This is a genomic window from Leifsonia sp. NPDC058292 (genome assembly GCF_042880955.1).
Taxonomy (GTDB): domain Bacteria; phylum Actinomycetota; class Actinomycetes; order Actinomycetales; family Microbacteriaceae; genus Leifsonia.
In genome coordinates this window covers 39,277-61,291 of the sequence record NZ_JBHVYL010000017.1, presented here as the reverse complement: position 1 = coordinate 61,291, position 22,015 = coordinate 39,277, and the positions used below count along the sequence as shown (strand labels likewise).

Below are 22,015 nucleotides of genomic sequence, written 5' to 3'. Positions count from 1 at the left end.
GGCTATGCTTTCTGTCGTGGGATTCGGTGCGACGAGTGGTGCGCTCAGTGCGCGACGGGTTGCTGTGCGGATGCGATGGGCGTGGGATGCGCGGCGGCGCGGGAGCGCGTCGCCTTGCGGTGCTGGAGCACGTAGAAGACGGTGACCACGCCGATGTAGGCCACCCAGCCGATCATCTGGAGCCAGGTCGGCGACGGGTTGAAGTTGACGATGCCCTGCAGCACGGTGCCGTACCAGCTGGAGGCGGGGATGAGCGGGCTGATGTCGTAGGCGTGCAGCCCCGATCCCGGCAGCACGCCGGCCTCCTGAAGGTCGCCGATTCCGTAGGCGAAGACGCCGCCAGCCACGAGGATGAGGAAAGCGCCCGTCCAGGTGAAGAACCTGCCGAGGTCGATCTTCACGAATCCTCGGTAGAGCAGGTAGCCGAGCACGGCGGCGGTGATGATGCCGAGCACCGCGCCGACCGCCGGTTCCCAGCTACCGCCCACCGACGCCACGGTGGCCCAGACGAAGAGCGCGGTCTCGAGCCCCTCACGGCCCACGCTGAGCGTGGCGAGCACGACGACACCCCACCCGGCGCCGAGCAGGGCCGCATCGAGGCGATTGTGCAGGGTGCTCTTGAGGGAGTGGGCCGTCTTGCCCATCCAGAAGATCATCCAGGTCACGAACCCGACGGCCACGAGCGACAGACCGCCACCGAGGATCTCCTGCGCCTGGAAGCTCATCCCGTACGGCCCCCAGGTCAGAAGCGCGCCGACGCCGAGCGGGACGATGACCGCGATACCGACACCGAACCAGAGCCTGGGGAGAACGTCTTTGCGGCCGATCTTCATGACGTAGGCCACGAGGATGCCGACGATGAGCGACGCTTCGATGCCTTCGCGAAGGCCGATCAGGTAGTTGGCGAGCACAGGCGTCTTTCGTGGTGGAGCGGTGGGAGATTGGTAAGGCTTACCTTACCTCGACGACTCTAACCGGGGAACGCCGAACTGTCCAGATAAGATGCGAGGATGCTCAGCCGGATCCTCAACTACGTGCTGCTCTTCATCGTGGGAGTGGTCGTCGGCGCCGTCGGCACGATCGCCCACCAGTCCGTCTGGAAGATCGGTGACGCGAGCCTGCCGTGGGGTCTGGTTCTCGCCCTCCTGGGCTACACGGCGCTCCTGGTCGGCCTCCGGCTGCTCGGCAGCGGGCGCCTCCCCGCCCTCATGGCGGCCCTCGGCACCATCGCCGTCACCCTCTTGTTCGCGCAGAAGAGCGCCGGGGGATCGGTGTTCATCCTGAACGACCTGCTCGGCCAGCTCTGGCTCGCGGGGCCGATCGTCATCGCGGCCGTCGTCATGGCCTGGCCCGACCTGAGCAACCACCGCAGGGTGGCGCAGGGCGAGGTCGGTCCCCGCGAAACGGCATAAGCTAGAGAGGTACCTCTCGCGAAGGGAAAACCTGCACTGTGACCTACGTCATCGCCCTCCCGTGCGTCGATGTGAAAGACCGGGCCTGTATCGACGAGTGTCCGGTCGACTGCATCTATGAGGGCGAACGTTCGCTCTACATCCACCCCGACGAGTGCGTGGACTGCGGCGCCTGTGAGCCGGTGTGCCCGGTCGAGGCGATCTACTACGAAGACGACCTGCCCGAGCAGTGGGCCGACTACTACAAGGCGAACGTCGAGTTCTTCGACGACGTCGGTTCTCCCGGTGGCGCGGCCAAGGTCGGCGTGATCGCGAAGGACCACCCGCTGATCGCGGCGCTTCCTCCTCAGGCACACTGAGCGTGGCCCTCGGAGCACTCCCGGACTACCCCTGGGATCTGATGGCGCCGTACGCGGCGCGGGCACATGAGCACCACGACGGGATCGTCGACCTCTCGATCGGCTCGCCGGTCGACCCGACGCCGACGATCGTGCGCGACGCCCTCGCCGCCGCCACCGACGCGCACGCGTATCCGGCGACGATCGGAACCCCCGCGCTGCGTGAGGCGATCGTCGACTGGTTCGCCCGGCGCCGTGGTGTGTCGGGGCTCACCGTCGACAACGTCCTCCCGACGATCGGGTCGAAAGAGCTCGTCGCCTTCCTGCCGTTCATGCTGGGGCTCGGTGAAGGGGATGCGGTGGTGCACCCGCGAGCCGCATACCCCACGTACGCGATCGGAGCCGCGCTCGCCGGGGCGCAGGCCGTGGCGAGTGACGACCCGGCCGAGTGGCCGGAGAACACGAAACTCGTCTGGCTGAACAGCCCGGGCAACCCGAACGGCCACGTTCTGGGCGTCCCCGAGCTTCGCGCGGCGGTCGAGCGTGCCCGCGAACTGGGCGCCGTGGTGGCCAGCGACGAGTGCTACGCCGAGCTGGGCTGGGATGCCCCGTGGGATGCGGAGCCCATCCCGAGCGTTCTCGACCCGCGCGTGATCGGCGAGAACCGCCACAACGTCATCGCGGTCTATTCGTTGAGCAAGCAGTCCAATCTCGCCGGTTACCGCGCAGCGTTCATCGCGGGGTGCCGCACCGTCGTCGGCCGTCTCACCACGGTGCGCAAGCACGCGGGGCTTATGGTTCCCGCGCCCCTGCAGGCGGCGATGGTGGTCGCGCTGGGCGACGACGCACACGTGGATGCGCAGCGAGAGCTGTACCGCGCACGCCGCGCGACGCTGCTCCCCGCCCTGCAGAGCGCGGGGTTCCGGGTCGACGACAGCGAGGCCGGTCTCTACCTCTGGGCGACGGAAGGCCGCGACGCCTGGGAGAGCATCGGGCGGCTCGCCGACCTCGGCATCCTGGCCGGGCCGGGCGTCTTCTACGGCGACGCCTACCCGCAGCATGTGCGCCTGTCGCTCACGGCGACGGACGAGCGGATCGATGCGGCGGCTGCCCGTTTGCGCTCGCTTGGAGACACCCTCTAACCAGTTCGTCGGCTGTTTGCACGATGCGACAGTTGTCCGACGCGTTCGTTAGGCTGTATCCGCACGACATTTTTGCAGCGCTGCCACGATCAGCGCGCGTGATGAACCCACTGACCCAGGAGGCGTTGTGAGCGGACTCGGCACCGAGAATGCACTGACCGAGACGGCACAGGCCGAGAGCGGGCAGGCGACGACGCCGCAGCCCGAGCAGGCGCAGGGCGATTCGCCGAAGGCGACGCTGAGCTTTCCCGGCGGCACGGCCGAGTTCCCGATTCTGCCGAGCGTCTCCGGCGCCTCGAGCATCGACCTCTCGACGCTGACCAAGCAGACCGGTCTCACCAGTCTCGACTACGGGTTCGTGAACACGGCGGCCACGCGGTCGGCGATCACCTACATCGACGGGGACGCCGGCATCCTGCGGTACCGCGGGTACCCGATCGAGCAGGTCGCCGAGAACTCCTCTTTTCTCGAGACGGCCTGGCTGCTGATCTACGGCGAGCTGCCGACGCCGAGCGAGCTCGCCGAGTTCGATGAGCGCATCCGTCGTCACACGCTGCTGCACGAAGACCTCAAGCGCTTCTTCGGTGCGCTGCCGCACGACGCGCACCCCATGTCGGTGCTGTCGAGCGCCGTCTCCGCCCTGTCGACCTTCTACCAGGACTCGCTCAGCGTTCACGATCCCGAGCAGGTCGAGCTCTCCACGATCCGCCTCCTGGCGAAGCTGCCGGTCATCGCGGCCTACGCGCACAAGAAGAGCATCGGGCAGGCGTTCCTGTACCCCGACAACTCGCTCAGCTTCGTCGACAACTTCCTGCGGCTCAACTTCGGCACCATGGCGGAGCCCTACGAGGTGAACCCCGTGCTCTCCAAGGCGCTGGAGCGGCTCCTCATGCTGCACGAGGACCACGAGCAGAACGCGTCGACGTCGACGGTTCGCCTCGTCGGCTCGACGCAGGCCAACCTCTTCGCTTCTGTGTCGGCCGGCATCAACGCGCTGTACGGCCCGCTGCACGGCGGCGCCAACGAGGCCGTGCTCGACATGCTCGCGGGCATCCGGGATTCGGGCGAGAGCGTGCAGAAGTTCGTCGAGCGCGTGAAGAACAAAGAAGAGGGCGTGAAGCTGATGGGCTTCGGGCACCGCGTCTACAAGAACTTCGATCCGAGGGCCCGCCTCGTCAAGCAGTCGGCTGACGAAGTGCTCGCCGCGCTCGGCGTTCACGACCCGCTGCTCGACATCGCGAAAGAGCTCGAAGAGGTCGCGCTCGCCGACCAGTACTTCATCGACCGCAAGCTGTACCCGAACGTCGACTTCTACACGGGGGTCATCTACAAGGCGATGGGCTTCCCGACGCGCATGTTCACCGTGCTCTTCGCGATCGGCCGGCTTCCGGGCTGGATAGCCCACTGGCGCGAGATGAACACAGACGCGGCCACCAAGATCGGCCGCCCCCAGCAGCTCTACATCGGCAGCGACGAGCGTCACTGGCCGGGCGCCCGCTGACCTCGGCGTTCCGGGGAGGGCGCCGTCAGCCGGTCGCCCGCAGAGTCAGGGTCTGGTCTGCGGCTGCCGTGACGGCCTGAGGGGTAAACGGCCACGCGCGGGTCTTGTTCTTCTGCCAAAGCGGGGTCTGGTCGTCGTAGTGCGGGCTGAAGGCGTGGCCGGATGCCCCGGTCAGATTGACCCAGGTGCTCGCGTTCCACTCGCTCAGGTCGATCACCTGGCGCATCGAGGGAACCCAGTCGACCTGGTAGCCGACGGAGGCGTCCCAGCCCACGGCGTCGACGACGCTCGACCCGCCTCCCACCGGGTACGGTCCCCGGTTGAAGAGCGCCTCGATCGGGTCGATGCCCGACGTGCCGAAGCTCGCGTTCGTCAGCGTGATCGTGTGGATGCTGTCCCAGCGCCACCGCGACGGATCGCCGCCCATGAGTTTGGTCGCCTCGGCCCAGGCGTCGTCGGCTGCTCGCAGGAACATCGCATCGCGCCCGGCGACGTCGAGCTTCTTGTCGGTCCACCAGGCGGAGTCCGGCTGCTGCGCGAGGAGGCCGACCACGCGGAACCACCTGTCCCCACCGGTCGGGGGAGCGGACGCAGGCAGCTTGCGGGCGAAGGCGTCGGCGAGCAGGTTGCGCCAGAAGATGTTGAAGTACGCGGCGGCCGCGCTGTCCGGGTCGTCGTGGTAGTTCCACCCGTCGAGCAGCTGCGCCGCCCGGTGCGCGCTCGAACCGGGCTCCTGTGCTGCGCCGAGCGCGGCGACGATGGGAGCGAGGGCGGCGGCGTTGGCGTCGTACTTGTCCGATTGGATGGCCGAGAAGTCGGCTGCGGTGAACTTGTGGCCGGAGGCGATCGCCTTCGTCAGTCGCAGGTCGATCTGGTTGGCGCGGTATCCGTACTCCCAGTCGGCGGTGATGAGCGTCGGGAACTCGGGCCCGACCGCCGCGTTGTTCGCCGTGACGATGTAGCCGCTCGGCGGGTTGTACGCCGTCGGCATCGCGTCGAACGGAACGTAGCCCGTCCAGCCGTATTGGCTCGTCCAGCCGGGAACGGGCATCGTGCCGTCTCCGGCGGCCCGCACCGGAACGGCTCCGGGAGCTTGGTAGCCGATGTTGCCGTCGACATCGGCGTAGACGAGGTTCTGCGACGGCACCTGGAAGTTCTTCGCGGCGGCGCGGAACTGGTCCCAGTTCTGCGCGGTGTCGAAGGCGAAGATCGCGCCGGCCGTCGGCCCCGGGGTGAGGGCGGTCCACTGCAGCGACAGCTGGTACTTCTCGGCGGGAACGCCCAGCTTGCCCGCCTGGTCTTTCGCGATCGTCGCGAAGCCGTCGCTGATGTCGGTGATGAGCGGGCCGTGCCGTGTCGACCTCACCGTCAGGTGCACGCTCTTGCCGCCGGCGACCTTGATGGTCTCCTTGCGGATGACGAGCGGAACCTGCTTGCCGTCGTATTCGTAGGTGTCGCCGGTGACCTTCTCCTCGTAGAGGTCGGCGACATCCGGGCCCAGGTTGGTGAAGCCCCAGGCGATGCGGTCGTTGTGCCCGATGACCACGCCCGGAAGCCCGGAGAAGCTGAAGCCCGACACGTCGAACGGGCAGTCGGCGGTGACCTTCGTGCAGTGCAGCCCGACCTGATACCAGACCGACGGCATGACCGAACCGAGGTGCGGATCGTTGGCGAGAAGGGGTTTCCCGCTCGCGGTCAGCGCGCCCGACACGACCCACGAGTTCGACCCGATGTCGTTCCCCGCCGGGCCGAGGAGTGTCGGCAACGCGTCGAGCGACGACGCGAGCGAGGTGAGGGCGGTGGCGTACTCGGGCGGTGTGGCGGGCGAAGCGGTGTCTCCGGATGCCGAGCCTGCCGCGGCCGAGTCGTCGGCACCGGCCGAGGCGGGAATGTCGGCGGTCGTCGCCGCCGGATCTCCTCCGCCCGCGTCGGTGATCGTCGGGTGCTCGCCGTACGGGTAGGCCGGATGCAGTTCCGCGATCTGCGCGGGCGTGAGCTTCGTCGACAGCAGCGCCCGGTCGATCTCGTCTTCGAGGTTGGAGCGCAGATCCCACGCCATGGCCTTCAGCCAGGCGACGGAGTCGGCCGGGGTCCACGGCTCGGGGGAGTATCCGGGGTTCTGGAAGCCCAGAACGGCATACTCGAGCGAGATCTCGGAGCCTTTGTGCGTGTCGAGGTAGGCGTTCACACCGTCGGCGTAGTCCTGGTAGTACCGCAGCGACGTCTTGTCGAGCGCCTTCACCTCCTGTTCGGCGACCGTTCGCCAGCCGAGCGTGCGGATGAACGTGTCGGTCGGCACCTGCGACTGGCCGAACATCTCGGCGAGTCGGCCCGAGGTCACGTGCCGGCGGAAGTCCATCTCCCAGAACCTGTCCTGCGCGTGCACGAAGCCCTGCGCGCGGAACAGGTCGTCGGCCGTCGATGCGTCGATCTGAGGGATGCCGGCGTCGTCGCGCACGACGGTGACCGGTGCGTCGAGGCCCGCGATGTCGATGGTGCCCGACGTCTGCGGGAACGATCGGGCGACCGTCCAGACGCCGACGCCGCCCGCGATGACCACGAGCACGAGCAGAATGCCCACCACGACCCCGACGGCTCTCAGTATCCGATGGTGCCGCCTGAGGCGGGGCGAGTCGTCCCCCACGCCACTCCTTCGTTCGGTGCCGGGTCGCTGTGCTGCGCTGTGTTGAGACTGTAACGCATCCGGTTGACGCGGACGGGTGGCGCTGGGAGGCTGCGTGTACGGAGGGGCGGCGCTCAGTGCGCGTTGATTCCTGCCCAGGCCATCCGTTCGAGCACAGGACGCACCGCGGCGGCGTCGACGCTGGCGCCCCCGACGCGGGCCGTATGCGGGGTCGAGTTGATCAGTCCGAAGGTCGCCTGCACGCGCATGCGCTGTTCGACGGAGGTGAGTGAGGGATGCAGGGTGCCGAGCACCCGGATCCAGAGGTCGATGTACCGACGCTGCAGTCGTCGCACCTCGCGGCGTTCCTCCGGAGTGAGCGCGTCGAGGTCCCTGTCCTGCGCCCGGATCGTGTCGGGCTCGGTGAGGGCGAAGTCGACGTGGAAGGCGATCAGCACACGGAGCGCGGTCGAGGAGTCGGTCGCGGCGGCGGCCACCTCGGTGCCACCGTCGAGCAGGTGCCGGCTGACTCCGACGAGCAGAGCCGCGAGCACCGCCTGTTTGCTGGGGAAGTGGCGGTAGACCGCCGGTCCGCTCACCCCCGCTGCCGCGCCGAGGTCTTCGATGGAGACGCCGTTGAATCCGCGTTCGGCGAAGAGCGTCGCCGCTGCCCTCAGCAGGGCGGCGCGGCGGTCGGCCTTGGCCTGACTCCGCTGCGTCGGCCGTGCTGCGGCAGCCGCGGCGTCTTCGGCGACGATGTCGGTCATGATCCGCTCCAGGTGCTGGACATTCGGGTTAATGAACACTAACCTAAAAATGAGTTAGCAATCACTAACTGACTGTCGATGGAGACGAGCGATGCCAACTCTGACCAGCGCCACGAGCGCGGCGGACCCGAGGTTCGAGCAGAACGCCGCTGACCAGCGCGCCCTGGTGGACGACCTGCGCGACCGGCTCGCGGTCGCGGCGGCCGGTGGTCCGGAGCGCTCGCGTGAGCGGCACGTCGCTCGCGGCAAGCTCCTGCCGCGCGAAAGGATCGACGTTCTCCTCGACGAAGGAAGCCCGTTTCTCGAGATCGCTCCGCTCGCGGCGACGGGGATGTACGACGACGAGTCGCCCGCGGCCGGCGTCATCGCCGGCATCGGTCTGGTGCACGGCCGGCACGTGCTGGTGATCTCGAACGATGCGACGGTCAAGGGCGGCACCTATTACCCGATGACGGTGAAGAAGCATCTGCGGGCGCAGGAGATCGCGCTCGAGAACAAGCTTCCCTGCGTGTATCTGGTCGACTCGGGCGGCGCCTTCCTGCCGATGCAAGACGAGGTCTTTCCCGATCGCGACCACTTCGGCCGCATCTTCTACAACCAGGCGCGGCTCTCGGCGGCGAAGGTTCCTCAGATCGCGGCGGTTCTGGGCTCCTGCACGGCGGGCGGCGCCTACGTGCCTGCGATGAGCGACGAGACCGTCATCGTGCGGGGCCAGGGCACGATCTTCCTCGGGGGCCCACCCCTCGTGAAGGCGGCGATCGGGGAGGTGGTGACGGCCGAGGAGCTCGGTGGCGGCGACCTGCACGCGCGCACCTCCGGTGTCGTCGACCATCTCGCCGAGAACGACCGTCACGCGCTGCAGATCGTGCGCGACATCGTTTCGACGCTCCCTACTCCGGCGGCGCCGGCGTGGGATGTGCGGGAGACGGTCGAGCCCGACGTCGACCCGTCCGGGCTCTACGGGGTCGTGCCGACCGACGTGCAGGCGCCTTACGACGTGCGGGAGGTCATCGCCCGGCTCGTGGACGGCAGCGAGTTCCACGAGTTCAAGCCCGAGTACGGCACGACGCTCGTCACCGGCTTCGCGCACCTCCACGGGCACCCCGTCGGCATCGTGGCCAACAACGGGGTGCTCTTCAGCGAGTCGGCGCTCAAGGGCGCGCACTTCATCGAGCTGTGCGATCAGCGCGGCATCCCGCTGCTGTTCTTGCAGAACATCTCCGGTTTCATGGTCGGCCGCGACTACGAGTCCGGCGGCATCGCCAAGAACGGCGCGAAGATGGTGACCGCCGTCGCCACGGCGCGTGTGCCGAAGCTCACGGTCGTGATCGGCGGCTCCTTCGGCGCCGGCAACTACTCGATGTGCGGTCGCGCGTATTCGCCGCGCTTCCTCTGGATGTGGCCGGCCGCGCGCATCTCGGTGATGGGCGGCCCGCAGGCGTCATCCGTGCTCGCCACCGTGAAGCGCGAACAACTGGAGGGCCGCGGCGAGGAGTGGTCGGCTGAAGACGAGGCCGCGTTCAAGGCCCCGATCGCCGAGCAGTACGACCGTCAGGGGAGCCCGTACTACTCCACGGCGCGGCTCTGGGACGACGGCGTCATCGATCCGGCCGACACCCGCACGGTGCTCGGGCTCGCCCTCGACGTGTGCTCGCGCACGCCCCTCCCCGAGACGGCCTTCGGGCTGTTCAGGATGTGATCGCCGTGTCCGCACCGTTCCATACCGTTCTCGTCGCCAACCGCGGGGAGATCGCGTGCCGCGTGATCCGTACGCTGCGAAAGCTCGGCATCCGTTCGGTCGCCGTCTACAGCGACGCCGACCGGCACGCGCCCCACGTCGCCCTGGCCGATGTCGCGCTGCGCATCGGCCCCGCAGCGGCACGCCAGAGCTACCTCGACGGCGGCGCCATCCTCGCGGCGGCGCGTGCGTCGGGTGCGCAGGCCGTGCATCCCGGCTACGGCTTCCTTTCGGAGAACGCGGAGTTCGCGGCCGAGTGCGCTGCCGCCGGCATCGTCTTCATCGGCCCCGACGTGCGCGCCCTGGAGGTGATGGGCGACAAGATCGCGGCCAAGCGCGAGGTCGAGGCCCACGGCGTGCCCACCATCCCCGGCATCGCCGAGCCGGGCCTCTCCGACGAACAGCTCGTCTCAGCAGCCGACCAGATCGGCTTCCCCGTGCTCGTCAAGCCTTCCGCGGGCGGCGGCGGCAAGGGGATGCAGTCCGTGCGCGACCGCGCCGACCTCCCCGACGCGCTGTCGACCGCCCGGCGGGTCGCCGCCGCCGCCTTCGGCGACGACACCCTGTTTCTGGAGCGGCTCGTCGACAGCCCCCGGCACATCGAAGTGCAGGTGCTCGCCGACCGCCACGGCGCTGTCATCCATCTCGGCGAACGCGAGTGCTCCCTCCAGCGCCGCCACCAGAAGGTCATCGAGGAGGCTCCGTCGCCGCTGCTCGATGCCGAGACGCGCGACCGGATCGGCCGCGCAGCCTGTGCCGTCGCGCGCAGCGTCGACTACGTCGGCGTCGGCACCGTCGAGTTCCTGATCTCGGACGCCGCCCCGGGCGAGTTCTTCTTCATGGAGATGAACACGCGGCTGCAGGTCGAGCATCCGGTGACCGAGGCCGTCACCGGTCTCGATCTGGTCGAGTGGCAGCTGCGCGTCGCTTCGGGCGAGCCCTTGACGATCGCGCAAGAGGATGTGCGGCTCACCGGACACGCGATCGAGGCGCGAGTCTATGCCGAGAACCCCGAGCGCGGGTTCCTGCCGACGGACGGCACGGTGCTCGCCCTGCACGAACCGGCCGGAGACGGTGTGCGCGTCGACAGCGGGCTCGCCGCGGGCGGCGCGATCGTCACCGACTACGACCCGATGCTCGCCAAGGTGATCGCCTGGGGCGAAGATCGCGAGACAGCGCTGCTCCGGCTCGACGCCGCGCTCGGCGAGACCGGCATTCTGGGCGCCGTCACGAATCTGGGCTGGTTGCGCGACCTGCTCGCCGACGAGGATGTGCGGCAGGGCCGGCTCGACACGACACTCATCGACCGCCGGTTCTCCGACCTCGCGCCGAAGGAGACGCCGCCCGAGGACAGCATCGCTGCCGCGCTCATCGCACACGCGGAGCGATTCCGCAGGCTCCCGGCCTCGGCCGGACCGCTCTGGGGTTCGCCGAGTGGCTGGCGGCTCGGGGCGAGTCGCCCCGTCGCCTATGACGTCGGCGCCACCACGGTGCTCGTCGGCGGCGACAGCACCGCGCTCACCGCAGGACGCGCGAGGGTGACAGCGGGCGGGAGCGCTGCCGTCGACGCCGGACTCGTCGTCGTCGAGCCGATGGCCCCCGGCGAGCCGTCGACCGCTCTCCTCACCATCGACGGCGTCACCCGCTCGCTGCTCTTCGCCGTCGACCGCAACGGCACCGACAGCGCGGCCACCGACAGCGCGGCCGTCTGGCTGTCGGAGGGCGGCTCGGCGCGGGAGCTTCGCATCCTCGGCCGACAGGAGCGAATGGCGCGCGAGCTCGCCGGTCTGTCGCGAGCCGCGGGAGTCGCCGAACCCGACCTGCGCTCCCCGATGCCGGGAACCGTCATCGCCATCGCCGTCGCGGACGGCGACGACGTGGCCGCCGGCGACACCGTGCTCACGGTCGAGGCGATGAAGATGGAGCACCGTCTGCTCGCCCCGGTCGCCGGAACCGTGCACCTGCAGGTGGCTCCCGGCGACCTCGTGAAGCTCGACCAGCTCGTGGCGACCGTTCGGCAGCCCGAGGCAGCTATCGCCTCCGACGCGACCGCATCCACCGACCCCACCATGCCGCCCACAACAGCGGCGACCGACGAAACCACGCCGACACGATCGACCGTGGCCTGACGAGAGGCAGACGATGACCATGCAGATGACCCGAAGCGAGACCGCGAACGCCGATGTCGCGGGGTTCGAGCTCACCGACGAGCACAAGGCCTTGCGCGATCAGGTGCGCGACTTCGCCGACACCGTGGTCGCCCCCGCGGCCTACGACTACGACACGCGCCGCAGCCTGCCGTACGAGATCATCGCCGAGATGGGGGAGATGGGCCTGTTCGGCCTGCCCTTCCCGGTCGAGTACGGCGGCCAGGGCAAGGACTATCTGTCGCTGTGCCTCGCCGTCGAGCAGCTCGGCCGTGTCGACCAGAGCATCGGCGTGACCCTGGAAGCCGGCGTGGGGCTGGGCATCATGCCCGTCTTCCGCAACGGCACGGAGGCTCAGCGCCAGGAGTGGATGCCGATGCTGACGGCGGGCAAGGCGCTCGCCGGTTTCGGTCTCACCGAGGCGGATGCGGGTTCGGATGCCGCCGGCACCAAGACCACGGCCGTTCTGCGCGACGGCGAATGGGTCATCAACGGCACGAAGCAGTTCATCACGAACTCTGGGAGCGAGATCACCAGGCTCGTCACGATCACGGCGGTCACGGGTGAGTCGACCCGCGCCGACGGCAGCGTCAAGAAGGAGCTCTCCGCCATCCTCGTGCCGGTGCCGACCCCCGGGTTCGTGGCCGAGCCGGCGTACGACAAGGTCGGCTGGCACACCTCCGACACGCATCCGCTCACCCTCACCGACGTGCGGGTGCCGGAGGCGAACCTGCTCGGCGAGCGCGGGCGTGGCTATGCGAACTTCCTGCAGACGCTCGACGAGGGCCGGGTGGCCTTCGCGGCCCTCTGCACCGGTGCGGCGCAGGGATGCTTGGAGGAGGCGATCCGCTACGCGAAGAGCCGCGCCGTGTTCGGCCGTGCCATCGGCTCCAACCAGCACATCGCCTTCAAGATCGCCCGGATGCAGGCCCGCGTGCACACGGCGCGCCTGGCATACTACGACGCCTGCTTCAAGCTCATGGCGGGCAAGCCGTTCAAGCTCGAAGCATCCATCGCGAAGCTCGTCGGCAGCGAGGCCGCGATGGACAACGCGCGAGACGCCACGCAGATCTTCGGCGGCTACGGATTCCTCAACGAGAACCCGGTCGCGCGCCACTACCGGGACTCGAAGATCCTGGAGATCGGCGAAGGCACCTCGGAGGTGCAGCTCATGATCATCTCGCGGGCGCTCGGCTTCGAGGCCTGACCGAGGCCTGACCGAGGGCGGAACGACAGAGGAAAGAGGGAGCGCATGATCGACAAAGTCGTCGCGAGCGCACAAGAGGCCGTGGCCGACATCCCCGACGGGGCGTCGCTCGCCGTCGGTGGATTCGGGCTGTGCGGCATTCCGAGCGCCCTCATCCAGGCCCTGCACGAGCGGGGCACCACCGATCTCGAGATCGTCAGCAACAACTGCGGTGTGGACGACTGGGGGCTGGGCATCCTGCTCGGCGACAGACGCATCCGCAAGATGATCAGCTCCTATGTGGGGGAGAACAAGGAGTTCGCGCGGCAGTTCCTGTCGGGCGAGCTGGAAGTGGAACTCACGCCGCAGGGAACCCTCGCCGAGAAACTGAGGGCGGGTGGCGCCGGCATCCCCGCCTTCTACACGCCGGCCGGGGTCGGCACCCAGATCGCCGAGGGAGGACTCCCGAGGCGGTACGGAGCGGACGGGTCTGTCGCGGTGGCGAGCGAGCCGAAGGAGGTCCGCTCGTTCGACGGGGCGGACTACGTGCTCGAGCGGTCCGTGACCCCCGATTTCGCGCTCGTCCATGCCGCCCAGGGTGACCGCTACGGCAACCTCGTGTTCCATGCGGCGGCAATGAACTTCAACCCGCTGGCGGCCATGGCGGGCCGCGTGACGATCGCCGAGGTCGAGGAGCTGGTGGAGCCCGGTCAGCTGGACCCCGGCCGGGTGCACACGCCCGGCATCTTCGTGCAGCGGGTCGTGCTCGCCCCGGACACCGAGAAACGCATCGAGCGGCGAACGGTGCGGCTAGACGACGCGGCCACCGCCCGGTCGGCCACTGCCCGCGCAACCACTGCCCAAGACGGAGGAGAGCGATGAGCCTCACACGAAACGAGCTGGCGGCCAGGGTGGCGCGTGAGCTGCGCAACGGGCAGTACGTGAACCTGGGCATCGGGATGCCGACCCTCATCCCGAACTACATCCCCGACGACATCGAGGTGGTGCTGCACTCCGAGAACGGCGTGCTCGGGGTCGGGCCGTACCCGGCGGACGACGCGGTCGACCCCGACCTGATCAACGCGGGCAAGGAGACCGTGACCGTCACCGACGGCGCGGCGTTCTTCGATTCTGCCCTCTCGTTCGGCATGGTGCGCGGCGGGCACGTCGACGTCGCCGTACTCGGCGCGATGGAGGTCTCGCAGCGCGGAGACCTCGCCAACTGGATGATCCCCGGCAAGATGGTCAAGGGGATGGGCGGCGCGATGGACCTCGTCTTCGGCGCCAAACGTCTCATCGTCATGATGGAGCACGTCGACCGCGACGGGCGCCCCAAGGTGGTCGTCGACTGCTCGCTGCCCTTGACCGGCACCGGATGCGTCGACCGCATCATCACGGATCTCGCTGTCATCGACGTGGTGCGCGACGACGGCGCCGCGGATGGCGGCAGGCTGGTGCTGCGCGAGGTCGCTCCGGGTGTGACGGTCGACGAGGTCATCGCAGCCACCGGCGCACCGCTGACCATCGACCTCGAAGGGGGAGAGGCGTGAAAGAGATCGAGCAGCGTGGGCTCTACTACGAGGAGTTCGAGCCCGACACGCGCTACCTCCACCGGCCCGGCCGCACGGTGACGGAGGCCGACAACGTGTTCTTCACCACGCTGACCATGAACACGCAGGCGCTGCACCTCGACGCCGCCTGGTCGGAGCGTCAGCCGTTCGGCGAGCGGCTGGTGAACTCGATGTTCACACTGTCGACGCTGGTCGGCGCATCCGTCGCCCAGCTGACGCAGGGCACCATCGTCGCGAACCTCGGCTTCAGCGACATCGCCTTTCCGCATCCGGTGCACCACGGCGACACCCTCTACTCGGAGACCGTCGTGGTGGGCAAGCGGCTCTCCGCCTCGCGCCCGGGCCAGGGGATCATCACGCTCGAACACACCGGGCGCAACCAGGACGGCGTGGTCGTGGCGACCGCCACCCGCCAGGTCATGGTGTGGTGCCGGGATGCGCATCCCGAGGCGGTCCGCTCGTGACCGACCTCCCGTGGGGGCCCGCCCTGCTCTTCTGCCCGGGAGACAGGCCGGAGCGGTTCGGCACCGCCCTCGACCGCGCCGACGCTGTGATCATTGACCTCGAAGACGCGGTCGAACCCTCCCGCCGACCGCTCGCACGCCAGGCCGTGCTCGCCGCGTCGGAGACGCTCGACCCCGAGCGCGTGATCGTGCGCGTCAATCAGGCGGGAACACCGGACCACGACGCCGATCTGGCCGCGCTCGCCGCGACGCCGTTCCGCACCGTGATGCTGCCCAAAGCGGAGAGCGTCGATGATCTGCGCCGGCTCGACGGCGTCGACGGCGCGCAGGTGATCGCCCTCTGCGAGACGGCGGCGGGTGTGCTCGCCGCACCGGCGCTCGCCGAGGCGCCCGGGGTGATCGCGCTCATGTGGGGGGCCGAAGACCTGGTGGCCTCGCTCGGCGGCACGTCCAGCCGGCACGCGGACGGACGATACCGGGATGTGGCCCGACACGCGCGCTCCGCCGTTCTGCTCGCGGCGGGCGCGGCCGGAATCGGCGCGATCGACACGGTGCACCTCGACATCGCCGACCTCGACGGACTCGCCGCCGAGGTGGAGGATGCGGTCGCCGTCGGATTCGCGGCGACGGCGTGCATCCACCCGGGGCAGGTCGAGACGATCAGGGCGGGGTTCCGCCCCTCCGAGCAGGCCGTGGCCTGGGCCGAGTCCTTGCTCGCCGCCGCGGAGACGGCCGGGGGAGTGTTCCGGCACGAGGGCCGAATGGTCGACGGGCCCGTGATCGCGCACGCCCGGGCGGTGCTGCGGCGATCGGGTCGCACGGGTGAACCGACCGGCTCCTGAAGACGTGATGAAACTGTGACCAAGCATTCTGGAACAGTTCACCCGGATCAGCGCAAGGGCGTCGGATGTATGCCGTACTCTGCAAGTAGACGTCGAGGAGCTGGGGCCCTCGAATCGATTCGAGCCAGTCGGGAGTAGGGGGAGGGGCATATGCCGCAACTGCTTCCACTCAGGCTGCGCGAGGCGGCGTCGCGGCGTGCGGCCAGTGCCGCGATCCCCGACACCGACACTCGCGAGACGGGCACGCCCGAAGAGGTGCTGACCGAGTCGATCGGCGTCGAGACGGCCGCGTTGCCGCAGCTCGACCCGCGCCTCGAGCGCACCGGACCGCTCTCGATCATCGCACCGCGTCGCATCGGTGACAGCGATCTCGCGGTCTACCCGCTCTCGCTCGGCGCCAGCGTGTTCGGCTGGACGGCCGACGGCGACACGTCGTTGCGCATCCTCGACCATTTCGCGCACCTCGGCGGCAACTTCGTCGACACCGCAGACAGCTATGTCGGCGGCCGCAGCGAGCTGCTCATCGGGCAGTGGATGCGCGAGCGCGGCAACCGCGACAGCATGGTGATCGCCACCAAGGTCGGCCGCCACCACGAGAATCCCGGGCTCGGCTCCGTGAGCATCGTGCGCGCCGTCGAAGCTTCGCTCGAGCGGTTGCAGACCGATCACATCGACCTGCTCTACTTCCACGACGACGACCCCGACGTTCCGCTCGAAGACAGCCTCGCCACCGTCGAATGGCTGATCGAGTCGGGCAAGGTGCGTTACCTCGCCGCGTCGAACTTCAGCGCAGACAGGCTCATCGAGGCGCGCATCCTTTCGTCGAGCGGGCTGCCGAAGTTCGTGGCCGTTCAGACGCAGTACAACCTGATGCACCGCACCGAGTTCGAGAGCGCCCTCCGCATCGTCGCCAGCGCCCAGGGTCTGGCCGTCATGCCGTACTACGCGCTGGCGAACGGGTTCCTCACCGGCAAGTACCGCAGCAAAGACGACCTGAACGCCGACGCGCGCAGCATCCGTGCCGCCGCCTACGTGAACCGGCGCGGCCAGCGCGTGCTCGCGGCGCTCGACAGGGTCGCCGCCGAACACGAGACGACGCCGGCGAGCATCGCCATCGCCTGGCTGCTGGCCAAGCGCAATGTCGTCGCTCCCGTGGCGAGTGCGAGCCGCCCCGAACAGGTCGACGCGCTCATGATCGCCGCCGGCATCCGTCTCACCCGAGCCCAGATGCTCGAACTCGACCGCGTCTCCGACTGACCGGCCCCGGGCTCCCACCCGCAGCCCATCCTCGCCCTGTAGCCCATCCTCGCCACCCACTCACCGCCTCCGCGCGCTAGCGTGCGTCGGAAAGACGGCTGACATCCCGCGGAATGTCCGTCCTGACGGTCGTTCCATCGGCGTGTCGCCTGAAAACACCGGCGACACGAACGGGGTAGCGGGGGCTACGCTTCCGCGAGGATGCGCTCCAGCGAGCGGTGCAGAGCTGCCCCGGCAGCGACAGGGTCGCCGACGTATCCGCCGGCGAGTGCGCCGTCGCGGGCGAGGATGAGGTCGTCGGCCGCGTCACCGGGGTGCGGGTGACCGATCTCGCGGAAGAGATCTTCGATGCGGTGCGCGTACCAGTCGCGGTGTGCGGTGACGGCGACGCGAACAGGGTGGTTCTCGTCGGCGAACTGGGCGGCGGCGTTGATGAACGGGTCGCCCCGGAACCCGGGGCGGATCGCCTCCGTGTTGATCTGGTCGACCAGCGCACGGGCGATGGCGCGAGGGTCGCTCGCCGTCTTCTCCTGCTCTTCGAACCAGTTACGGATCTGCTTGTCTCGGCCTTCGACGTACGCGATGATGAGCAGATCCTTCGAGCGGTAGTGCTTGTAGAAGGTGGCTTTTGTCACACGGGCGCCCGCAATGATGCGATCGACGCCGACGGTGTGGATGCCTTCGAGATAGAAGAGCTCATCCGCCGTGGCGAGGATTTTGATCTTGGAGGGGGCGGGCGGCCGGATGGTCGCCCGGGCACTAACGACCATCCGGCACATCTCCTTCAACTGTTCTGTTCCGACGGTCGGGTCCGTCGTCTTGCGGTCGGAGGTCGGGCATTTGGGGTTCGCCCGAAGTCCTCGTGAAAATCAGTATATAGGTAGACAGACCAGTCTGTGTGTCCTCAATTTGTTCACGGGTGTTTCAAAGGCTCTGGCGTAGGGTGGAGGGGATGAACAGCGCAGTCGACCTCCCCCTTGGCCTGGCCGACCTTTCTTTCGCCGCGTCCGGCGAAGCGCTGGTGCGGCGAACCGTTCTCCCGAGCGGCGTCCGAATCCTCAGCGAGCAGGTGCCCGGCGCCCGGAGCGCGACCCTCGGCTTCTGGGTGGCGGTCGGATCGCGCGACGAGACGGGCGCGCATCCCGCGACCGCCGAGGGCGCCGATGCCGCCGGTAGTGCCCGCGGCGGCGTGGCGACAGTCCCGGCGAGTTTCGGATCGACGCACTTCCTCGAGCACCTCTTGTTCAAGGGCACCTCGAAGCGCACCGCGCTCGACATCGCGATCGCGTTCGACTCGGTCGGCGGCGAGCACAACGCGATGACGGCCAAGGAGTACACCTGCTATTACGCCAAGGTGCAAGACAGGGATCTGCCGATGGCGGTCGAGGTGATCGCCGACATGCTCACCTCGTCACTGCTCGATCCGGGCGAGTTCGAGAACGAGCGAGGGGTGATCCTCGAAGAGCTCTCGATGGCCGAAGACGACCCCGGTGATGTCGCCAACGAGCGCTTCTTCGAGGCGGTGCTCGGTGACCATCCGCTCGGCCGTCCCATCGGGGGCAGCCCCGAGACGATCCGTCAGGCGCAACGCGACGTGGTGCTGGAGCACTACCGGCTCAACTACCGCCCGCAAGACCTCGTGATCACGGCTGCCGGCGCGGTCGATCACGACCTGCTCGTCGCCGACGTCGAGAAGGCCTTGCGCGCAGCAGGCTGGGACCTCACCGTCGAGGCATCCCCGGTCGTACGACGCGACAGTGCGCCCGCGACCATCGAACGGGCGGCCGCCGTCGTCACCGTCAACCGGCCCACCGAGCAGGCGAACCTGCTCATCGGCGTTCCGGGCCTCGTCGCCACAGACGACCGGCGCGTCACGATGAGCGTGCTCAACTCGGTGCTCGGCGGCGGGATGTCGAGCCGGCTGTTCCAGGAGATCCGCGAGAAGCGCGGACTCGCCTACGCGGTCTACTCTTTCTCCGGCGCCTATTCCGACGCAGGCGTCTTCGGTCTCTACGCGGGATGCGCCCCCGCCAAGGCCGCCCAGGTCGGCGAGCTGATGCTCGCCGAGCTGCACCGTCTCGCCGATGGCGGCGTCACCCAAGACGAGCTGCGCCGAGCTGTCGGTCAGCTCTCCGGCGGCGCGGCGCTCGCCCTCGAGGACTCCGACACCAGGATGTCCCGGCTCGGTCGAGCCGAGATCACCATGGGCGAGTTCTCCGATCTCGATGAGAGCCTCCGCCGCCTGCACCTCGTCACCGTCGACGACGTGCAGGCACTCGCGGCAGACCTGGCCGGCCGCCGGGTCTCCGTCTCCGCAGTGGGGAACGTCACAGACGAGATGTTCGCCGCGCTCGCGTCCTGACCCCGACTTCGCACGACCACTGAGAAAGGCCCGCCCGTGCCCCACTACCTCTACCTCGTTCGCCACGGCGAGCAGCAGGATGCCGAACACGGACTCCCCGACGGCCCCTTGTCGCCGCGCGGCAAGCGGCAGGCGCAGCTGATCGCCGAACGACTGAGCGGCATCCCGTTCACCGCGATGTACCATTCCCCGCTCAACCGGGCCGCTGAGACGGCTTCGATCATGGCCGAGCGGATGCCGGCGCTCACCCCGGAGCCGTCGAGCCTGCTGTTCGACTGCATCCCATCGGGTCCGACACCCGACATGCCGAGGGCGTTCGAGTCGTTCTTCGGCGCCGTCACCGAGGCCGAGATCGAGGCGGGCCGCGCTCAGATGGGGGATGCGGTCGACGAGTTCCTCACGCCGGCCCGCGGCGACCGCCACGACCTGCTGGTGACGCACAACTTCGTGATCGGCTGGTTCGTGCGGCACGTGTTCGACGCACCGGAGTGGCGTTGGCTCGGGCTCAACCAGGCCAATTGCGGGCTCACCATCATCCGCGTGCGCTCGGCGAAGCCGCCGGTGCTGGTCGTGCACAACGACCTCGGGCACCTGCCCGTCGAGCTCCGCACCGGTCTCCCCGAACTGCAGCCCGTCTAGCGCGCTGGCACCCCGGCACCGACCTCGATTCGGGTGTGGCTGTTCGCGCCCAGTGTGCCGGTTCCGGTCGAAACCGACCGGTAGGGGTGCCACTCTCGACCGGACTGGCCACACTCGCCCGGCGGTAGCGGTCAGAGCGCCTTGCGGAACCAGTCCGTTGCGTTCGGATTGTCGTTGTACGGCTGGATGTCGACGTAGCCGTGACTGCGGTAGAGACCAGCGGCCGCCTCAAGGCTCGAATTCGTGTCGAGCACGACCTCCGTGGCGCCGAAGCCGCGCGCGCGATGTTCGAGCTCGGTGAGGATGGCGCGTCCGAGCCCGAGCCCGCGGTGTTCGGGGGACACCCAGAGGTGCTTGATCTCGTACCGCACGATCGGCGCATCCGGATCGGCGTCGGCGAAGGGAACGCGCAGCTCGCGCACTCCGCCGCAACCTGCCTCACTGTCTTCGTCGTAGGCGAGGAGGAACACGCCCGCCGGCGGCACGAACTGCGACGGGTCGGGGAACGTCGTGCGGTAAGCGCCCTGCGCGGCCGGAAAGCCGGCGGCGCGCTCGGCGAAATAGGCGGCGAGCATCCTGTGAGCCGCCGCATCGGTGACCGCCACATCCGCAAATGACACCATCCCTCCAGGGTAGTTCGTGAGCGACGGAGGTCGGAGGATTCGCGCAGCGCGCGGCGGGTAGATTGGTCGGGTGACTATTCGCGTTGCCGTCGCTGGTGCGACAGGAAAGCTGGGCTCGGTGGCCGTGCGGCTGATCGAGCAGGCGGACGATCTCGAACTCGTCGCCCGCCTCGGGTCGGCCTCGTCGCTCGAGGAGATGCTGGGCGCCGACGTGCTCGTCGACATGACGCTGCCGGCCGTGAGCCCCGACATCGTCGCGTTCGCCGTGGACAACGGCATGAAGGTGCTCGTCGGAACCTCCGGATGGTCGGCCGACCGCATCCTCGACCTCGAGCGCCGTGTGGCGAAGAACGAGACGAGCGGCGCCGTGGTCATCCCCAATTTCTCCCTCGGTTCGGCGCTCGGCACGGCGTTCGCCACTGTGGCGGCGAGATTCTTCGATTCGATCGAGATCATCGAGGCGCACGGCGAGGGCAAGGTCGACTCGCCGTCGGGCACCGCGGTGCGCACGGCCGAGCTGATCGGCGCCGCGCGCGCGGAGAGGGGCCCGGTGGATGCGCCGCACACCGATCAGCGCGCGCGAGGGCAGCAGGTGGCGAGCGTGCCCATCCACAGCCTCAGGATGCGCGGCATCGTGGCCCAGCAGCAGGTCGTCTTCGGCGGCACCGGCGAGACGCTGACCATCCGTCACGACACCGTGGGTTCGGAATCGTACGAGACCGGCATCATGCTCGCTCTACGGGCCGCCGCCTCGGCCACCGGCGTCACGGTCGGTCTGGACAAGCTCATCGACCTCGGCATCGAAGAGCCGAAGGGCGACCCGCCCCGCCGCACCGTGCGCGAGACCGCGTGAGCGTCGTGCTCGCACAGCGCTCCGAGCTGGACGCGCCCGCATGAAGAACCGCATCGCAGCGATCGTCATGGCGGCTATCCTCGCCATCTACCTGGTGCTCGTGTTCCAGCGGGCCGTGATGCTGATGGCAACAGGCGTTCCCATCGCGATCGGGATGGGTGTGGCCCTGCTCGTGCTTCCGCTCATCGCCGCCTGGGCCATCGGGCGTGAGTTGCTGTTCGGCGCTCGCACCGAGAAGCTCGTGAAGCTCCTCGACGCCGAGGGCGGACTGCCGGTGGAGAACCTGCCCCATCGCGCGAGCGGCCGCCCACTCCGCGACGCCGCCGACGAGGACTTCCCCCGGTACAAGGCCGAGGTCGAGTCGGAGCCGCAGAGCTGGCGCGCCTGGTTCCGCCTCGGGCTCGCCTACGACGCGTCGGGCGATCGTCGCCGCGCGCGATCGGCCTTGCACGAGTCGATTCGGCTCTTCCGCGCCGACGAGCGCACGCAGCACTGACCGGCGACCGCGCTCTGCGCCGACCGCGCTCTGCGCCGACCGCGCTCTGCGCCG

21 protein-coding genes are annotated in these 22,015 nt (G+C 68.9%); 16 read left to right on the top strand and 5 right to left on the bottom strand.

The genetic code is table 11. The annotated features are described in order from the left end of the window. Positions 1–44 precede the first annotated feature (44 nt). Positions 45–911 carry an iron uptake transporter permease EfeU gene (gene efeU, locus ACFVWR_RS11275; protein WP_387211464.1) on the bottom strand — a complete coding sequence of 289 codons (867 nt, stop codon included), beginning with the start codon at positions 909–911 and terminating at the stop codon, positions 45–47. A gap of 99 nt (positions 912–1,010) precedes the next feature. On the opposite strand from efeU, the gene ACFVWR_RS11270 reads away from it, so the two are divergent. The 4 genes from ACFVWR_RS11270 (at position 1,011) to ACFVWR_RS11255 (ending at position 4,393) form a co-directional block, all read left to right on the top strand. Next, positions 1,011–1,412, top strand: coding sequence for a DUF6113 family protein (locus tag ACFVWR_RS11270; protein ID WP_387211461.1), 402 nt, complete (start codon positions 1,011–1,013; stop codon positions 1,410–1,412). Between the two features lie 38 nt (positions 1,413–1,450). Then, a complete protein-coding gene (gene fdxA, locus ACFVWR_RS11265; protein ID WP_387211458.1) occupies positions 1,451–1,771 on the top strand; it encodes a ferredoxin in 321 nt (106 codons plus the stop codon). 2 nt (positions 1,772–1,773) lie between these two features. Next, positions 1,774–2,892, top strand: coding sequence for a succinyldiaminopimelate transaminase (gene dapC, locus ACFVWR_RS11260; protein ID WP_387211455.1), 1,119 nt, complete (start codon positions 1,774–1,776; stop codon positions 2,890–2,892). Between the two features lie 238 nt (positions 2,893–3,130). Further along, complete coding sequence (locus ACFVWR_RS11255) at positions 3,131–4,393, top strand: citrate synthase (protein WP_387211509.1); 1,263 nt, start codon at positions 3,131–3,133, stop codon at positions 4,391–4,393. 25 nt (positions 4,394–4,418) lie between these two features. Here ACFVWR_RS11255 and ACFVWR_RS11250 read toward each other — a convergent pair whose 3' ends face one another. Continuing rightward, a complete protein-coding gene (locus ACFVWR_RS11250; protein WP_387211452.1) occupies positions 4,419–7,037 on the bottom strand; it encodes a penicillin acylase family protein in 2,619 nt (872 codons plus the stop codon). Between the two features lie 113 nt (positions 7,038–7,150). After that, positions 7,151–7,783, bottom strand: coding sequence for a helix-turn-helix domain-containing protein (locus ACFVWR_RS11245; protein ID WP_387211449.1), 633 nt, complete (start codon positions 7,781–7,783; stop codon positions 7,151–7,153). A 91-nt stretch (positions 7,784–7,874) separates the two neighbouring features. On the opposite strand from ACFVWR_RS11245, the gene ACFVWR_RS11240 reads away from it, so the two are divergent. The 8 genes from ACFVWR_RS11240 to ACFVWR_RS11205 all read left to right on the top strand — a co-directional run bounded on the left by ACFVWR_RS11240 (position 7,875) and on the right by ACFVWR_RS11205 (position 16,988). Then, positions 7,875–9,482 (top strand): carboxyl transferase domain-containing protein, encoded by a 1,608-nt coding sequence (locus tag ACFVWR_RS11240; protein ID WP_387211446.1) that lies wholly within the window; start codon positions 7,875–7,877, stop codon positions 9,480–9,482. Positions 9,483–9,487: 5 nt separating this feature from the next. Further along, on the top strand, positions 9,488–11,650 hold the full coding sequence (locus ACFVWR_RS11235; protein WP_387211441.1) for a biotin carboxylase N-terminal domain-containing protein: 2,163 nt from the start codon (positions 9,488–9,490) through the stop codon (positions 11,648–11,650). A gap of 13 nt (positions 11,651–11,663) precedes the next feature. Further along, a complete protein-coding gene (locus ACFVWR_RS11230) occupies positions 11,664–12,875 on the top strand; it encodes an acyl-CoA dehydrogenase family protein (RefSeq protein WP_387211438.1) in 1,212 nt (403 codons plus the stop codon). Positions 12,876–12,920: 45 nt separating this feature from the next. Continuing rightward, the gene (locus tag ACFVWR_RS11225; protein ID WP_387211435.1) at positions 12,921–13,736 is read left to right on the top strand and encodes a CoA transferase subunit A; all 816 of its coding nucleotides are present in this window, start codon (positions 12,921–12,923) and stop codon (positions 13,734–13,736) included. Further along, positions 13,733–14,404: a 3-oxoacid CoA-transferase subunit B gene (locus ACFVWR_RS11220; RefSeq protein WP_387211432.1), complete on the top strand. Its 672-nt coding sequence runs from the start codon at positions 13,733–13,735 to the stop codon at positions 14,402–14,404. Before ACFVWR_RS11225 ends, ACFVWR_RS11220 begins: the two co-directional genes overlap by 4 nt. Further along, on the top strand, positions 14,401–14,889 hold the full coding sequence (locus ACFVWR_RS11215; RefSeq protein ID WP_387211429.1) for a MaoC family dehydratase: 489 nt from the start codon (positions 14,401–14,403) through the stop codon (positions 14,887–14,889). Before ACFVWR_RS11220 ends, ACFVWR_RS11215 begins: the two co-directional genes overlap by 4 nt. Continuing rightward, on the top strand, positions 14,886–15,731 hold the full coding sequence (locus ACFVWR_RS11210; protein ID WP_387211425.1) for an HpcH/HpaI aldolase/citrate lyase family protein: 846 nt from the start codon (positions 14,886–14,888) through the stop codon (positions 15,729–15,731). The genes ACFVWR_RS11215 and ACFVWR_RS11210 overlap by 4 nt, the downstream gene beginning before the upstream one ends. A 150-nt stretch (positions 15,732–15,881) precedes the next feature. Continuing rightward, positions 15,882–16,988 carry an aldo/keto reductase gene (locus tag ACFVWR_RS11205; protein WP_387211422.1) on the top strand — a complete coding sequence of 369 codons (1,107 nt, stop codon included), beginning with the start codon at positions 15,882–15,884 and terminating at the stop codon, positions 16,986–16,988. 185 nt (positions 16,989–17,173) lie between these two features. Here ACFVWR_RS11205 and ACFVWR_RS11200 read toward each other — a convergent pair whose 3' ends face one another. Next, a complete protein-coding gene (locus ACFVWR_RS11200; RefSeq protein ID WP_387211419.1) occupies positions 17,174–17,758 on the bottom strand; it encodes a TetR/AcrR family transcriptional regulator in 585 nt (194 codons plus the stop codon). A gap of 182 nt (positions 17,759–17,940) precedes the next feature. Between ACFVWR_RS11200 and ACFVWR_RS11195 the strand changes: the two genes are divergently transcribed. Together ACFVWR_RS11195 and ACFVWR_RS11190 are read left to right on the top strand one after the other, a co-directional pair. Further along, on the top strand, positions 17,941–19,350 hold the full coding sequence (locus ACFVWR_RS11195) for a M16 family metallopeptidase (RefSeq protein ID WP_387211416.1): 1,410 nt from the start codon (positions 17,941–17,943) through the stop codon (positions 19,348–19,350). Between the two features lie 36 nt (positions 19,351–19,386). Further along, positions 19,387–19,989 (top strand): histidine phosphatase family protein, encoded by a 603-nt coding sequence (locus ACFVWR_RS11190; RefSeq protein ID WP_387211413.1) that lies wholly within the window; start codon positions 19,387–19,389, stop codon positions 19,987–19,989. Between the two features lie 131 nt (positions 19,990–20,120). Here ACFVWR_RS11190 and ACFVWR_RS11185 read toward each other — a convergent pair whose 3' ends face one another. Then, complete coding sequence (locus tag ACFVWR_RS11185; RefSeq protein ID WP_387211410.1) at positions 20,121–20,612, bottom strand: GNAT family N-acetyltransferase; 492 nt, start codon at positions 20,610–20,612, stop codon at positions 20,121–20,123. Between the two features lie 70 nt (positions 20,613–20,682). Between ACFVWR_RS11185 and dapB the strand changes: the two genes are divergently transcribed. Further along, entirely contained in the window at positions 20,683–21,465 is a 783-nt protein-coding gene (gene dapB, locus ACFVWR_RS11180; RefSeq protein ID WP_387211407.1) for a 4-hydroxy-tetrahydrodipicolinate reductase, read from the top strand. A 40-nt stretch (positions 21,466–21,505) separates the two neighbouring features. Beyond that, positions 21,506–21,961, top strand: coding sequence for a hypothetical protein (locus ACFVWR_RS11175; RefSeq protein WP_387211404.1), 456 nt, complete (start codon positions 21,506–21,508; stop codon positions 21,959–21,961). Positions 21,962–22,015: the final 54 nt, after the last annotated feature.